This window comes from Verrucomicrobiales bacterium (genome assembly GCA_016793885.1).
Taxonomy (GTDB): Bacteria; Verrucomicrobiota; Verrucomicrobiia; order Limisphaerales; family UBA11320; genus UBA11320.
In genome coordinates this window covers 86,089-101,306 of the sequence record JAEUHE010000079.1, presented here as the reverse complement: position 1 = coordinate 101,306, position 15,218 = coordinate 86,089, and the positions used below count along the sequence as shown (strand labels likewise).

Sequence of the window (15,218 nt, the reverse complement as noted above, 5' to 3'; positions counted from 1 at the left end):
GCGGGGCTGGTGGGGTCTGTATTCACCATGTGAGAAACCGAGCAAGGCTACCTCGCTCTGAGTCCGGCTGATCCTTCCGAGCCGGTTTGCTTTAGTCAATGAGGTATTCCGTCCGAAAACGGGGGACGAAAGGGGCTTTTCCTTCAGCTCAGGCTTTTCTACGCTCACGACGCGCTATGAAGCTCATCAAACTCGCCGCCGCGGTATTGAATCAAACTCCGCTGGATTGGCGTGGCAATGCGGCCCACATCCTGGCCGCCATCGAGTCAGCCCGGCATTCGGGAGCTTCGATTCTCTGCCTTCCCGAACTATGCATTACCGGCTACGGCTGCGAAGATGCGTTCCATGGGCATGGAGTTCATGAAATGGCGGTTAAGGTTTTGTTCGATTGTTTACCGGCCACGCGGGGGATGGTGGTATCGTTTGGTCTGCCGGTGTTGCATCAGAACGGCTTGTTCAACACCGCTTGCCTGGTGGTGGACGGCAAGATCGTGGGATTTGTGGCCAAGCGTTTTCTGGCGGGGGACGGCATCCATTATGAACCTCGATGGTTCAAGGCGTGGCCTGCTGGGGTGCAGAACCGGGTGATGGTGGGTGGTGAAAGCCATCCGATCGGGGATTTGTTTTTCGACATTGGCGGGGTCAAACTGGGATTTGAGATTTGCGAGGATGCTTGGGTCGCGAACCGACCGGGAACGCAGTTGGCGTTGAAGGGCGCCGATCTGATTCTGAACCCCAGTGCCAGCCACTTTGCGTTCGGGAAGATTGAGGTTCGAAAGCGTTTTGTGCTCGAGGGTTCGAGGGCCTTTGGGGTGAGTTATTTGTATGCGAACCTCCTAGGAAACGAGGCCGGGCGGGCGATCTATGATGGAGAAGCGATGATTGCCTCCGGGGGCAAGTTGGTCGCTACCGGTCCGCGATTCAGCTATGCCGATTCCCTGGTCACGACAGCGGTGGTGGATATCGATGTCACCCGGATGAATCAATCCCGCACCGCGAGCTACGACCCTCAGCTTCAGGATGCGACCGATGGATACATCCGTGTTCCGTTTGACTTTCCTGCCATTGAGCCTCAGCTGGCCCGACCTCAAACCGAACCTTGGGAGCACTCCTCGTGTATTAAGGAAGAGGAGTTCGCCCGAGCCGTGCCGTTGGCGCTCTTCGACTACATGCGCAAGAGTCGATCGCATGGGTTTGTGGTGTCCTTGAGCGGAGGGGCGGATTCCTCGGCCATCACCTGCCTCATCTCTCTCATGGTGGAGTTTGGGGTCCGTGAGCTAGGGCTGGCTGGCTTTGTGGCCAAACTCGCGTTCATTCCGGGGCTCGCGGAATGCCCGGACGTGAAGTCGATTGTTCGGCGTTTGCTGACGACTGTCTATCAGGCGACCCGTCACAGCGGTCCGGTGACCCGGGAGGCGGCGCGAACCGTGGCCAGCGCGGTCGGAGCAGATCACTTGGAGCTCGAAGTGGCTGAAATCCACGAGAGCTATCTCAAGTTGGTTTCCACCGCCCTGAAGCGGGAGTTGGTCTGGGATCGGGACGATCTGGCCCTGCAGAACATCCAGGCTCGGGTGCGGTCGCCCGGGGTATGGTTGCTGGCCAACCTTAAGGGGGCACTCCTGCTTTCCACCAGCAATCGGTCGGAAGCGGCGGTCGGTTATGCCACGATGGACGGTGATACCAGCGGCGGGGTGAGTCCTATTGCGGGGATCGATAAAGCGTTTCTACGCGAGTGGCTTGTTTGGCTCGAGAAGCAGGGGCCCACCGGGCTGCATCCGATTTCGGCACTGTCGGTGGTCAACGTGCAGGCTCCCACCGCGGAACTCCGTCCGCCTTCGTCGCTGCAGACCGATGAGGCGGACCTGATGCCTTATCCGCTTCTGGACGCGATTGAGCGGGCGGCGATTCGGGACAAGCACACGCCCGTGGATGTTTTCCGCAACATGCGCCTCCAATTTCCCCAGTATACTCCGATGCAGCTGGGAGTCTGGGTGGAACGGTTTTTCCGGTTGTGGTGTCGCAATCAGTGGAAGCGCGAGCGATATGCGCCCTCGTTCCATCTTGACGACGAGAACCTCGATCCCAAGACCTGGTGTCGTTTTCCGATTTTGTCGGGAGGATTCGAAGTCGAGTTGGAGGAGCTTCGGCAGGCGGTGCGGAAGCTTTAATGGGGCATTAGCCTCCTGCGAGAGTCACAAAGTTCTGCAGCAGTTTGAGCCCGACGGTTTGGCTTTTTTCCGGATGGAACTGCGTCGCGAAGACGTTGTCGCGCCATACTGAGGAAGTGAAGTTTTCCCCATAGCTGGTGGTGGTGGCGACGATCGAGGGGTCTTTCGGCTGGGGGAAGAAACTATGTACGAAGTAGACATAGCTCTGGTTGGGAATCCCGCGATAGAGCGGGCAATCCGGGTTTTGAATTTCGATCTGGTTCCAGCCGATCTGAGGGATTTTCACTCCGGTCTTGGAGGAAAATCGTACCACGCTGCCGTCGAACACTCGAAGTCCCAAGGCGCAGCTGTTGAATTCCTCGCTCCGTTCGAACAAGGCTTGATAGCCCACGCAGATGCCGAGAAAGGGACGGCCGGTGCGGATGAACTCGACCACCCCGGCTTGGAGATCCTGGCGCTGCATGGCGCTGAGGCAGTCATCGAAGGCGCCGACGCCGGGCAGCACGATGGCGCGCGCGTCCTTCATGCCTTCGGGACGCGTGATGAGACGCACGTCGGCTCCCACCTTAAGCAACGCCTTCTCGACGCTTCTCAGGTTGCCAGAACCGTAATCAAGCAACGCAATCATGTGTCTATTGAGCCAGAGTTCTGGCCGGCTGCAAATAGTGAAGTCCGGTTTCGCGGAGGTTAACGAGCGGGGAGTTCCGGGGTGGCACTGGCACTGGGCACCGTTGCCCGCTCGGTGCGCAGTCGGAGTTGTCCGCAGGCGGCGTCGATATCGTGGCCTTTTTCCCGGCGCAAGGTCGCTGTGACGCGTTCCTGCTCCAAGTGAGCCAGAAATGACTCTTGGACCTTCTCGCTTGGCCGTTCCCAAGGGAGTCCTTCCACCTTGTTATAGGGGATCAGGTTCACCTTCGCATGAAGCTTTTTGGCCAGAGTGGCCAAGGGTTTGACCTGGCTGATGTGATCGTTGATGCCGGCGATCAAAATATACTCGAAGGTGATCATCCGCCCCTTCTTTTGCTGGTAATATTCTCCGGCGGCGGTGAGTTCTTTCAACGGGTACTTGCGATTGACCGGCATGATCTGCTGTCGCACTTCATCCGTGGCCCCGTGCAACGAGATGGCCAGCCGGAACTGCAGCGGATCATCGGCGAGTTTGCGAATCTGAGGTGCCAGGCCGCTGGTCGAGATGGTGATTTTACGGGCGCCAATTCCTCCTCCCCAGGGGGAGTTGAGGATTCCGAGGGCGCGCATCAGGGAGTCGTAGTTCGCCAGCGGTTCGCCCATGCCCATGACCACAATGTTGCTCACCAGCCGATCGTCGGCCGTCGAGGTGGCCCGCTGATCCTCAGGTTTCTGTTCCTGATGCCAACGTTCAATCGCGAGCACTTGCCCCAAGATTTCCTCCGGACCCAGATTCCGTTTCCACCCCTCCAGCCCGCTCGCACAGAACTTGCAGCCGTAAGCACAGCCGACTTGGGTGGAGATGCAAAGGGTATGTCGGTCGCTTTGCTCGCCGTAGAGGGCGGGGGAGGCCGGGATCAGCACGCTCTCGATGAACGAGCCGTCCTGGAGGCGCCAAAGAAACTTCTGAGTGGTGTCCCGAGAACCCTGCTTGGTGACCAGCGCAGGGAGGTGGAGCGAGTAAGTGGCCCCCAGCTTTTCGCGCAGCGCTTTGGGCAGGTTCGTCATGGCTTCCCAGGAATCGGCCCGGCGCGGGTAAAGCCAGGTGAGGAGCTGGTCGACGCGATACGCCGCCTGGCCCCATTCGGCAAACTGGGCCACAAGCTCGTCGCGGGTCTGGGATCGGATGTCTGGCTTTTTGGTCGTCGTCATCGTCGTCGGCTCGAAGGACTAGAGTGTAGCCTTCTGTGCGGCGCTGTGAAGAAGCAAAGTGTGGTGGGACGAGGGGGTGCGCTTTGGCTGGTTTCGGCTTTTCAAATCGCGAGCGGCGAATCAGCCTCCGTTATGCACTTTTCCCCCAGGCTCATGACGACGCGCCGTTGCCTGACTCCTTTCAACCTCGGTCTCATGGTCATCGTGGGCGCGTTCTTGACCCTGTCGGGGTTCGGGTTGCCGGCCGCCCCTGCTGCGGAAGCCGTCAAGCTCGCAGGATCTCCTCAGCCCTTGATCCAGGCGCATTCCCACAATGATTACGAGCAGGCTCGTCCGCTCCAGGACGCCCTGGCGCTGGGCTTTTGCAATGTAGAGGCGGATATCTATCTCGTGGAAGGCAAGCTGCTGGTCGCACATGATCGCCAGGATGTGCGGCCGGATCGCACATTGGAGGGGTTGTACTTGGATCCCTTGCGCGCCCGGGTCCGTCGGAACGGTGGCAGGGTCTACCCGGAAAAGGCGCCCTTCACGTTGCTGATCGACATCAAGGAGGATGCGGAGAAGGTGTATCCGGTGCTGGATCGCCTTCTGCGTCGCTATCGCGGGATGTTGACGTCGTTTACCGCTGACAGCACCCGCACCGGGGCGGTGACCGTGGTGCTTTCAGGGGATCGGCCCATCCGGCTGGTGGAGCAGCAGAAGCGTCGGTGGTGTGGAATCGATGGGCGGCTTAAGGATCTGGAAACCAACCCATCTCCGCATCTCTTCCCCTGGGTCAGCGACAATTGGGTTTCTCACTTTACGTGGCGTGGGGAAGGGGAGATTTCAACGGCGGACTGGGTGAAGCTGCAGGCGGTGGTGGCGAAGGCTCACGCCCAGAATCGCCGTCTCCGCTTCTGGGCCACGGGCAATGATCCTCGCGGATGGAAGGTGTTGCAGAGAGCGGGGGTTGACCTCCTCGGAGCTGATGATCTGGCCGGACTGCACCGTTGGTTGACGGACTCAGTGAACCACGGAACCAACCGATAGGTGATCGTGGAGAGGGGCCACCTCCGAAGAGCGGACGTGAATCGGGGCCATGAACCTGGTCGGGCTCCGCTGTTGCGGAGAACTGACGTTCCGCCGGAATCTCTCGCGGAGGCGCGGAGAGCGCGGAGAGCAAAGACTTCATCGAGAGCTGACCGCAGCGCGGGAGCGCACTCGCGCTTCTGCTCCCTATTTCATGGCCGCGTAGACGTGCTGGACGTCGTCGTGATCGTCGAGTTCGTTTAAGAATTCGATGACCTCCTTGCGGGCCGTGTCGCTCAGTTCCGTAAAGTTCTTGGCCACGTAACGGATTTCAGAGGCGGTGACTTTCCAGCCTGCGGCTTTGAGCGCCTTGGACACCGAATCCAGATCTTTGATGGCCGCAATAAAGCGGGCCCCTTTGGTGCCTTCCGGGGTCTCCTCCGCCTCGAGCGGTTCGATCTCTTGGGCGCCGCACTCGATGGCATCTCCCTCGGCGTCTCGTTGGGCATCGGGATGGTTGCCTTCCACTACCCCGCAATGGTTGAAGAAGAAGGCGACACTGCCGGGCTGACCGAGGGATCCGGCCTTAAAGAGGTTGCGAATCTCGGGGGCAGTTCGGTTGCGGTTGTCGGTCAGGCATTCCACGACGACTGGAACTTTGTGGGGTGCAAACCCTTCGTAGGTAACCTGTTCGAAGATTACTTTCTCTTCGGTTAGCCCCGCACCTTTCTTGATCGCGCGTTCGATGGTGTCGCGTGTGACCGAGCTTTTCCGGGCCTTCTCGACCGCCGCCGCGAGCCGTGCGTTCAGATCGGGGTCGGCGCCACCCAATTTGGCAGCGACCATGATTTCACGTACCAATTTGACCACCATCTGCCCCTTTTTTTGGGCATTGGCTTCACGACCGGCTTGTTTCCATTGAGCACCCATGAGAGGCAGTGAGTTTGGAAGCTTGAGCAGGCAGATTCAACCTAAATTCGTAGAAGGCGGCCGTGGAGGTGGGAGGGGGATCCCAGCTCCGCTAGGTGGACGAAAGCGGCAGAGGGCTGCCGCACTCCATAGGGGTTAGCGTCCTCGCGGAGCGTCTTGGAGTGCTGTAGCCCTCTACAGCTTTTCACGACCCCCGGAGGGGGATCCCAGCTCCGCTGAGGAAGACCAAGGGGGCAGAGGACTGCCGCACTCCGTGTTCGCCTGTCAGGATTCTCTCCAAAATACTTGCAGGCGACCCGTCGGTCCGGCAGATTATCCGCTCCTCGGTGGAGAGATGGCTGAGTGGTTTAAGGCACACGCCTGGAAAGCGTGCGTAGGTAACACTACCGTGGGTTCAAATCCCACTCTCTCCGCCACTTTGTTTTCTCGGGATTACCTTTTGAAGTTCAGGGCCGAAGGGGCCGGTATCTCGTGAGCGCAAGGCTGATTGATCGGAGCCTCCGGCTTGCGATCGTTGGGCTGCACCAGTTTGTGCGCCAGCAGGTATGCCTCCACTTCCTCGCCGCTGATGTCCGGCAGCATCTTGCCGTTGATTTCCACACAAGGACTGAGCATTTGGCCGCTCTTTTCGATCATTTCCTGCCGCTGCGAAGGGTCATTGATGATGTCTCGATCCTCGTAGGGAAGCTCATGCTTTTTGAGAATGGCACGCACACCCATGCTCCAGCCACACGAAGGTTTGAGATAGGCGATAATCTTAGGCTTTTCCATAGTCGTTTATTGTGACAGCTAACCTGTCATAGCCAAGCGTTTTGGCAAGGAAATCGCAGCGATTCAAACTTCGATATTCGCCCCATGCGCCCCTTCGATGAAATCGAGCGCGATGTCCATGCTTCGGGCGGAGTGCGTCAGGGCACCAACCGAGATGAAGTCGACCCCCGTTTCGGCGATGGCGCGCACGGTTTCCAGGTTCACGCCCCCGCTTGCCTCGGTCTTGGCGCGACCTTGAGTGAGTCGGATGGCGGCACGGATGGTTTCGGTGTCCATATTGTCCAACAGGATGATGTTGGCTCCGCCCTCTACGGCTTGCTGCACTTGGTCGAGCGTATCGGCCTCCACTTCTATCTTCATGTAGGGGTCCGACTCCCGAGCCCGTCGAATGGCCAAACGGATCGGCTTGTCCGATTCGGTCTTCAGGGCTGCCACATGGTTGTCCTTGATGAGGATCATGTCATAGAGTCCCATGCGGTGATTTTTCCCCCCGCCGCAGGAGACGGCATATTTCTCCAGCCGCCGCAGGCCTGGTGTGGTCTTCCTGGTATCCAGGATTTGCGCTTTGGTGCCAGCTGCCGCCTGCACGTATCGCGCGGTCAGGGTGGCAACTCCCGATAGCCGTTGGACGAAATTCAGGGCCACCCGTTCGGCCGTCAAGATCGGGGCGGTGGGGCCGCTGATCTTGAGCAAGGTTCGACCTTTCTCTACCGCCTCGCCATCGGTAGAACAGCGCACGATCTGGATTCCTGGCCCCAGTTCTCGGAACGTCAATTCCGCCATCTCCAACCCGCAGACGGTCAAGGGTTCGCGTGCCACCATGATGGCGGAGGTGGTGGCCTTGGGGGGCACTAACGCCGCAGTTGTGACGTCCCCAGTGCCGACATCTTCCTTCAGTGCCATCCGGACCAACATTCTGAGCTCATCTCCTGAGAGTGCCATGTCCGAAAGATGCCCCCGGAAGCGCGGCCGGAGAAGCAAAAAGTAGGTGACAACTCTCCGCTCGACTTTTTGGCTGGGCCCCGAGGAACATGGGACTATGTTTCGTCCCTGCATTGACTTGCACGAAGGCAAGGTGAAGCAGATCGTCGGCGGCACGCTGACCGATGCTGCCGCCCAGTTGCGCACCAACTTTGTGTCCGACCGGCCGGCTTCTTGGTATGCCGATCTGTACCGCCGCGACGGGTTGACCGGTGGGCATGTCATCATGCTTGGCGCGGGCAACGAAGCCCCCGCTCGTGAGGCATTAGCCGCCTACCCCGGCGGACTTCAGGTGGGAGGCGGCATACAGGAGGAGAACTGCCTCGCCTGGCTGGACAGCGGCGCTTCGCATGTGATCGTAACCTCGTGGGTGTTCCGGCAGGGACGGATCGATCGAGAGCGACTTCGATCCTTGGTGAAGCGAGTCGGCCGCGAACGGTTGGTGCTCGACCTGAGCTGCCGGATGCGCGATTCGAAATACTGGGTGGTCACCGATCGGTGGCAGACCTTCACCGACCAAACTCTGTCGCGTGAGTTGCTGCTAGAGCTGTCGGGATCCTGCGCTGAGTTCTTGATTCATGCCGCCGACGTCGAGGGGCTCTGTCGTGGAATTGACCTCGAACTCGTTCGACTTTTGGGCGACTGGACCACCATCCCCCTCACGTATGCCGGTGGTGCGAACTCGATTGAAGATCTGGCTACCGTCTCGCGCTTGGGGCAGGGGAAGGTCCACCTAACCATCGGCTCCGCGCTCGATATCTTTGGAGGCTCCGGCGTGAAGTATGCCGATGCAGTTGCTTTCAATCGGACGGCTTAGGCTTTAACCCGGGGAAAACCCTTTCCTCCGCCTTCGGGTTTGCAAAGGCGGAGGAAAAGGAGCGTCGGTGGGCTTTCAAACAGGAAAGCCACATGAGAACAGAAACACACACTGCCCGACGCCATCCCTTCCATCGTCAAATGCCGAAAGAAACTTAAGGCATTTGGCACGTTTCCCGATACTCAACGATTAGAGGAGTTTGCGTCACGGGCTTCGATAAAGCGTGCGATATATTTGCCCAGGAGGTCGGCTTCCAGGTTCACGGGCGATCCCACGCTGCGCTCCCGCAAGGAAGTGACATCGAAGGTGTGTGGAATAATCCAGATGCGAAACCCCTGTGGAGAGACCGCGGCGACGGTCAGGCTGATTCCGTCCACCGCAACCGAACCTTTTTCGACGAGGTAGGGTCGGATGGACGCGGGAGCTTCCACCTCGAGCACGTGGTCCGCACCTTTGCGCTCCCATCTCGTGATCCGGCCCACCCCATCAATGTGACCCGTGACAAAGTGTCCGCCGAAGCGGCCGTTCGCAGCCATGGAACGTTCGAGGTTGACGCCTTGTCCCGCGACCGCGTCTTTGAGATTGGTGCGATCCCAAGTTTCCTGCAGCAGATCGAAAGTCCAAACGGTTCCTCGGGTCTGACGCTGAACGCGAGCCACCGTGAGGCAGCAACCGTTGACCGCGATGCTGTCGCCCAGTTTGACCCCTTTCGCGGTTTTGCGGGCACGAATCCCCAGTTTGATTCCTGAGGATCCCGGGCGGATCCAGGCGATTTGGCCGAGTTCTTCGATGATTCCAGTAAACATCAGGTTTGTGAGAAGCGGTTGAGTGAACCGAACGGACTGAGTTGATCGAGGTCTACCCCTGCGCTTGGGATGGTTGTCTGGGGAACCGCCTGACGGCGGAACTCCTTACTTTGCGGCCGTATCGCTCCAGGCACTGGCAGCCGACCGATCCAACAAAAAAGGGCGAGGGGTGTTGATGCCCCTCGCCCGGTGAAAACGTCAGTTTGGCTTAGAGGCCTTTGCTGATGAGATACTTCATCAGGTCGACGACGCGGTTGCTGTAGCCCCATTCGTTGTCGTACCAGCTCACGAGTTTAAAGAATCGCTTGTTGAGCTCGAGCCCCGAGGTCTTGTCGAAGATCGAGGAGGCCTTGTCGTGGATGAAGTCGGTGCTGACCACTTCGTCCTCGGTGTAGTCCAAGACTCCCTTGAGATAGGTTTGGCTCGCGCGCTTCATCGCAGCGGCGATCTCTTCGTAGCTGGTCTCCTTGACGGTGCGAACCGTGAGGTCGACGACCGAGACCGTCGGGGTAGGCACGCGGAACGCCATGCCCGTCAGTTTACCCTTAACCTCGGGGCAGACCAGACCGACTGCCTTGGCGGCGCCGGTGCTGGAGGGAATCAGGTTGATGGCTGCCGAGCGTCCGCCCTTCCAGTCTTTTTTGCTGGGCCCGTCCACCGTCTTCTGGGTGGCCGTATAGCTGTGCACGGTGGTCATCAGACCTTCCTCGATGCCGAAGCCTTCCTTCAACAGGACATGGACCAGCGGAGCGAGGCAGTTGGTGGTGCAGGAGGCGTTGGAAATGATATGGTGCTTGGAGGCATCGTACTTCTCATGGTTCACGCCCATGACGATGGTGATGTCCTCGTTCTTGCCGGGGGCCGAAAGGATGACCTTCTTGGCGCCAGCGGCGATGTGACCCTTGGCCTTTTCTGCATCGACAAACAGGCCGGTTGACTCGATGACGAGGTCGACGCCGAGCTGTTTCCAGGGCAATCCGGAGGGATCCTTGGCGCTGACCACCAGGATTTCTTGTCCATTGACGACCAAGACATCGTCCTCAGGCTTATCAGGAGACGATTTCTTGGAGGACACCTCTCCTTGGAAACGACCTTGGGTCGAATCGTATTTCAAGAGGTAAGCCAAGTTATCCGAGGGCACGATGTCGCCCACCGCGACCACTTGGACCTCTTTGCCGAGCAGGCCCTGCTCGACGATTGCACGAAAGACCAGGCGGCCGATCCGGCCGAACCCGTTAATACCGACTTTGATTGCCATACTTTTCTGTGTTTGAGTTTGCCTGACTTGACGTCAGCGCCGCGCATCCTAGCGGTGAAGGCGGGTGCGTCAACTTAGTTTTGAGGCGGGGGGAGCAGTTCGATGCCATATTTGGGAGCCGCGGCGGCAAGTTTGGCGATCTCTTCAGGACTGACTGGCACGGCGGGCGAATCGAAGGAGGCCAAGGGATGAGCGAACTCCTCGATGAATTTGTCGAATCCTGGCGGAACCACTAAGATCAGCATTCGTGCCGGTTTAGCCGTCTCGTTCCTGAAGGCGTGTGGGATACCGCGCGGGCCTTGGAGGAAGCTTCCCGGACCTGCCACCACGCGTTTGCCGTCGATCTGGAAGGTGATTTCGCCTTCCACGACGTAAAAAGATTCATCCTCTCGATGATGAATATGCGGCGGAGGTCCGCCCCCGGGGGGCACCTTGGCCTCGACCAGCACGTGGGAGCCTCCAGTCTGGTCTCCGGACGCGAGGATGCGGTAAACGTCCCCTACTGCGGAGAATGATTGGCCTTCCGCCGGCCCGAGATGGATCAAGTGCGCTGGCTGTGACATTCGGCCAGGATCCTGAAGAGCTCCGGATTTGCAAGGGGTTTCGACCTGCCTCGTCACGCGGAGCAGGCTTTGGATCTCACCCGTTTCCAATCACCCCCGAATCCATGGACGATGGACCTGTGTGACAGCGACTTGCTCCTGGAAGGGTTGTCTGCTATGAAGCCCTTTCTTGTTCATGAATCATTTTTCCAGTGCAGTCTGAGACTCATGGGTGGCAACCACAGTTTAGCCCATCGGGTGAGGGTGGATGGAAAGTCTTTTCGGCTGGATGCCGGGAAATTCCATCCCCGTGGTGTGACCTATGGCCCCTTCGCTCCCAACTCCGCAGGAGAGCCCTTTGCCGACCCTGAGCGAACGCGCCAGGATTTCGCGTTGATTCGCCGCCTCAACGCGAACCTGATCCGAGTTTATCATGTTCCGCCTCGTTGGCTGCTGGACTTGGCGGACGAGTTTCAACTCAAGCTGCTGGTCGATATTCCTTGGAGCAAGCATCTGTGTTTCTTGGACCATCCGCTGCCGCAGCAGGAAGCGTGTGCGGCGGTTCGTCAAGCCGTGGAGCATTGTGCGGGGCATCCGGCGGTTTTCGCCTTTAGCCTGGTGAACGAGGTTCCCGCGGACATCGTTCGCTGGAGCGGGGCGCGGGCGGTGGAGGATTTCATTGATCTGCTGATCGCGGAGGCCAAGGCGATCGATCCGGACTGCCTCTGCACGTTCGCGAACTATCCCCCGACGGAGTTTTTGCGGCCGCGTCAGTTGGATTTTCTTTGTTACAACGTTTATCTTCACCATCCCCAGCCGTTTCAGAATTACCTCGCCCGACTGCAGATGATCGCGGATTCCAAGCCGCTGATCATTGGAGAATTCGGGATCGATTCGCTGCGGGAGGGCGAAGCCGCCAAGTGTCGCATCCTCGCCTGGCAGATCGAGCTGGTGTTTCGCTCGGGATTGGCGGGAACCATCCTCTTCAGCTTTACCGACGACTGGTACAAGGACGGACGGCAGGTGGAGGGGTGGAACTTTGGACTGACGGCGGCGGATCGGGAACCGCGGCCCTCGTATGAGGCGGTGCGCGAGGGGTTCCTCAAGGCCCCTTACTTTCCCTTGCCTCGCTACCCGCTCGTGTCGGTGGTGGTCGCGTGTTACAACGGAGCCAAAACGCTCAAAGCCTGCCTGGATTCGCTGCTCACCTTGAACTACCCGAATGTGGAGATCATTCTGGTGGACGACGGATCGACCGACAGCACGCCGCTGATTGCCCAGCTTTACAAGACCGTGCGGTATGAGCGGCATATCAACCAGGGACTCTCCTTCGCTCGAAATACGGGGATTCGAGTTGCCCGTGGAGAGATCGTGGCGTTCACCGATGCCGATTGCCGCGTGGATGAGGACTGGCTTCACTATATTGTGGGGGACCTGCTGGCGGACGGTTTCGTAGGCATGGGCGGACATAATCTGCTGCCTCCGGACGATTCCCCAGTCGCTGCTGCGGTGATGGCCTCCCCTGGTGGGCCGGCGCACGTGATGTTGGACGACACTCTGGCTGAGCACATTCCCGGGTGCAACATGGTGTTCTACAAGTGGGCGTTGGAAGAGATTTTGGGCTTCGATCCCATTTTTCGCCTGGCGGGCGACGATGTCGACGTCTGCTGGCGCTTGCAGCAGAGGGGATATCGCATCGGTTTTAGCTCCGCCGGATTTGTCTGGCACTATCGTCGTTCCACGCTGGGCGCGTATCTCAAGCAACAGCGTGGTTATGGAGAGGCGGAAGCGCTGCTTGTTCGCAAGCACCCGGAGAATTTCAATTCCATCGGGGCGAGCATCTGGCGTGGGCGGATCTATGCGCCGGCGAAACTGGGAATCCTGTTCCGGCCCGCGATGATCTATCGGGGGCCGTTCGGCACGGGTTTGTTCCAAACGCTGTATGAGGCCCAGCCTGCGGCGGTGTTGGGATTCTTCATCAGCATCGAATATCATTTTGGGGTTACTTTGCCTCTGCTGGTGCTCTCGGTTGCGTTCCCTCCGGTGCTTCCCCTGGCGTGTGCGGCGATTCTGCTGACCTTCGGTGTTTGTGTGCTGGCGGGGGCGCAGGCGGAGTTGCCGGTGGATAAGTCGCGGCTTTGGTCCAAGCCTTTGGTTGGGCTCCTCTTCTTTCTGCAGCCGATTGTTCGCGGGTTTGCCCGGTATCGAGGTCGTATCGGCGTTCCCAATTCGCCTCCGGAGAGCTGGACCCAGCACGAAGCTTTGGAACGGTTGCCCCGGACGACATCGTTGGATCAAGCCTGCTACTGGTCCGATGCTGGAATCGATCGTCACACGTTTCTGGCAACCGTGCTGCGCTGTCTGGATCAGCAGGGATGGCAGAGCAAGACGGATCAAGGCTGGAACGATTATGATGTGGAAATTTATGGAAACCGTTGGAGCCAGTGTCAGATCACCACGGTTTCCGAGGGCATACTGCCGGGCTTGGTGCGTTGTCGGCTCCGCCCGCTGATGTCTCTTCCGGCCAAACTTCTGCTTGCCAGTTTTCTCGCCATCGAGCTGCTGGTCATCGGAGTCATGCAGACCGATTTTCCCTGGATTTGGCTGGTGCTGCTCACCCTTCCCATCCTGGCCTGGTGGCTTGAGCAGGAGAAAAAGGATCTTCAGCGGCTAGTCGCCGCGTTTCTGGATGAGGTGGCTCGGGGCCATCGCATGCAGCGCATGGAGTGGGACGCTCCTCGAAAACGGTTGATTCCCCTCGAAGGTCCGAGTCCGACGGCCTGCTAGGGGCCGACTCGGCTCTCCGGGAGCGGGGCAGGTTTCCGGAGCAGGATGAGCGAGTTGCCGATGTCGCGCTCGCCGCCGCTGGATGGGCTGTTCACCACTTTTCCGTCCAGCCAGAGCGTCGAGGAGGCTCCGCCATCCAGATTGATGGCTTCTTGGCATCCGAGTCGTTGCATGTATCTTCCCAGCTCCTCAAGCGTCATTCCGACCGAAAGCTCCGGCTGGCGTCCGTCCACCTGCACCAGAAAGAGATGGGTGGCGTTGAATCCCACGGCCGAGCGTGGGTGACGTTCCACGACCGACCGATACTTGTAGGCTCCCCCCGCGGGCATATCGAACGTCTGGGCCTTGCCGCCCTGCACCATGTGATTCCCACCTCCGATAGCCATCTGGACCCCGGTCAACTCCGGCTCCGTGGAGGTGGAGAGTAACACTGTCGCTCCGACCGCCAGTCCGGCCGACCGGGTCACTTTCTGTCCGAACGACAAGACGAGTTTGCCTGGCTGAAGGGGGGTGTCACCGTTGTCGTTGATGCTGATAATCCTGGCTCGGTAGTCCTTGGCGGCCGCGAGGGGCAGCCATGGTCCTTCGCCTTCGGCCTCCAAAACTACCTCCCGGCCTCCTGGAGCCCTGGTGCTGGTGCCCAGACGAGGAGTATAGAGCACGACCTCCTTCATGCCGCGTTGCTCGTTGATCTTGAGGGGGGATTTGGATCCGTCGGGCCAGGTGAGGCTGAACCGCGAGACAATGGTCTGGACGTGGGGCTGGCCGGCTGCATCGATCCAGAATGCCATCTGATCTCCAGGGCCGCTGACCAGTTCGCCGTTGAGGATCTGGATTCCGCGCGGATCTCCGGCGAACGAACCGCGGTCGACCTCGTAAAAATCACCGTTGATCCCGGCGATGGGTTTTCCCCAGTCCTTGGGAACCGATCGAATCATGCTCCCCAGAGTTGCCAGGCCGACCACCGTGTTTCGAGCCAAGCCGGTGACGAGCTTTAGATCCGGTTGCGCGCGGTCAATCTTAACGACGTGCACAGACCACGGCTCGTCCGGAATACGATCCTGCCAGTAGACCACTCCGGGCCAACGGCGCGCATGGGCTGGTTCCGGTCTCGCTCCCGAACCCCTGGCCGTGGTTTTCGAAGTGTCCTCGGCTTGAACACAGACGAGCAGGCTGAGGAGCAGGCAGGCTGAGGAGGGGTGCCAATTCATAGCTGCATCTTGTAGAGGATCCCTGGTGTGGAAGGCAATCGGGTTTGTGTCTGGATTTAGGGAGTGTCTGTCTGAGGCCGGGACACGAAGCCAATTGCCG

General features: G+C 59.3%; 13 protein-coding genes and 1 tRNA gene. 5 read left to right on the top strand and 9 right to left on the bottom strand.

Annotation, left to right across the window (positions count from 1 at the left end; genetic code table 11):
• Positions 1–176 precede the first annotated feature (176 nt).
• Positions 177–2,168 (top strand): NAD+ synthetase, encoded by a 1,992-nt coding sequence (locus JNN07_09675; protein ID MBL9167997.1) that lies wholly within the window; start codon positions 177–179, stop codon positions 2,166–2,168.
• A 7-nt stretch (positions 2,169–2,175) separates the two neighbouring features.
• Here JNN07_09675 and hisH read toward each other — a convergent pair whose 3' ends face one another.
• Positions 2,176–2,796 (bottom strand): imidazole glycerol phosphate synthase subunit HisH, encoded by a 621-nt coding sequence (gene hisH / locus JNN07_09670; GenBank protein ID MBL9167996.1) that lies wholly within the window; start codon positions 2,794–2,796, stop codon positions 2,176–2,178.
• 59 nt (positions 2,797–2,855) lie between these two features.
• Complete coding sequence (gene rlmN / locus JNN07_09665; GenBank protein MBL9167995.1) at positions 2,856–4,007, bottom strand: 23S rRNA (adenine(2503)-C(2))-methyltransferase RlmN; 1,152 nt, start codon at positions 4,005–4,007, stop codon at positions 2,856–2,858.
• A 153-nt stretch (positions 4,008–4,160) separates the two neighbouring features.
• Between rlmN and JNN07_09660 the strand changes: the two genes are divergently transcribed.
• Entirely contained in the window at positions 4,161–5,036 is an 876-nt protein-coding gene (locus tag JNN07_09660; GenBank protein MBL9167994.1) for a phosphatidylinositol-specific phospholipase C/glycerophosphodiester phosphodiesterase family protein, read from the top strand.
• 186 nt (positions 5,037–5,222) lie between these two features.
• On the opposite strand, the gene JNN07_09655 is transcribed toward JNN07_09660, so the two are convergent.
• Entirely contained in the window at positions 5,223–5,945 is a 723-nt protein-coding gene (locus JNN07_09655) for a YebC/PmpR family DNA-binding transcriptional regulator (protein MBL9167993.1), read from the bottom strand.
• A 328-nt stretch (positions 5,946–6,273) separates the two neighbouring features.
• Between JNN07_09655 and JNN07_09650 the strand changes: the two genes are divergently transcribed.
• Positions 6,274–6,361, top strand: a tRNA-Ser gene (locus JNN07_09650).
• A gap of 16 nt (positions 6,362–6,377) precedes the next feature.
• Here the strand turns inward: JNN07_09650 and JNN07_09645 are convergent.
• Both JNN07_09645 and nadC read right to left on the bottom strand, forming a co-directional pair.
• Complete coding sequence (locus JNN07_09645; protein MBL9167992.1) at positions 6,378–6,716, bottom strand: glutaredoxin; 339 nt, start codon at positions 6,714–6,716, stop codon at positions 6,378–6,380.
• Between the two features lie 63 nt (positions 6,717–6,779).
• Positions 6,780–7,658 carry a carboxylating nicotinate-nucleotide diphosphorylase gene (nadC, locus tag JNN07_09640; GenBank protein MBL9167991.1) on the bottom strand — a complete coding sequence of 293 codons (879 nt, stop codon included), beginning with the start codon at positions 7,656–7,658 and terminating at the stop codon, positions 6,780–6,782.
• A 97-nt stretch (positions 7,659–7,755) separates the two neighbouring features.
• Here nadC and hisA point away from each other — a divergent pair, with 97 nt between their 5' ends.
• The gene (gene hisA / locus JNN07_09635) at positions 7,756–8,514 is read left to right on the top strand and encodes a phosphoribosylformimino-5-aminoimidazole carboxamide ribotide isomerase (protein MBL9167990.1); all 759 of its coding nucleotides are present in this window, start codon (positions 7,756–7,758) and stop codon (positions 8,512–8,514) included.
• Between the two features lie 182 nt (positions 8,515–8,696).
• Here hisA and JNN07_09630 read toward each other — a convergent pair whose 3' ends face one another.
• The 3 genes from JNN07_09630 to JNN07_09620 all read right to left on the bottom strand — a co-directional run bounded on the left by JNN07_09630 (position 8,697) and on the right by JNN07_09620 (position 11,141).
• Positions 8,697–9,320 (bottom strand): riboflavin synthase, encoded by a 624-nt coding sequence (locus tag JNN07_09630; protein MBL9167989.1) that lies wholly within the window; start codon positions 9,318–9,320, stop codon positions 8,697–8,699.
• A gap of 208 nt (positions 9,321–9,528) precedes the next feature.
• A complete protein-coding gene (gene gap, locus JNN07_09625; protein ID MBL9167988.1) occupies positions 9,529–10,578 on the bottom strand; it encodes a type I glyceraldehyde-3-phosphate dehydrogenase in 1,050 nt (349 codons plus the stop codon).
• Positions 10,579–10,652: 74 nt separating this feature from the next.
• On the bottom strand, positions 10,653–11,141 hold the full coding sequence (locus JNN07_09620) for a cupin domain-containing protein (GenBank protein MBL9167987.1): 489 nt from the start codon (positions 11,139–11,141) through the stop codon (positions 10,653–10,655).
• A gap of 156 nt (positions 11,142–11,297) precedes the next feature.
• Here JNN07_09620 and JNN07_09615 point away from each other — a divergent pair, with 156 nt between their 5' ends.
• Positions 11,298–13,907: a glycosyltransferase gene (locus JNN07_09615; GenBank protein ID MBL9167986.1), complete on the top strand. Its 2,610-nt coding sequence runs from the start codon at positions 11,298–11,300 to the stop codon at positions 13,905–13,907.
• On the opposite strand, the gene JNN07_09610 is transcribed toward JNN07_09615, so the two are convergent.
• The gene (locus JNN07_09610) at positions 13,904–15,118 is read right to left on the bottom strand and encodes a phosphodiester glycosidase family protein (protein ID MBL9167985.1); all 1,215 of its coding nucleotides are present in this window, start codon (positions 15,116–15,118) and stop codon (positions 13,904–13,906) included. The two genes, JNN07_09615 and JNN07_09610, sit on opposite strands and share 4 nt — an antisense overlap.
• Positions 15,119–15,218: the final 100 nt, after the last annotated feature.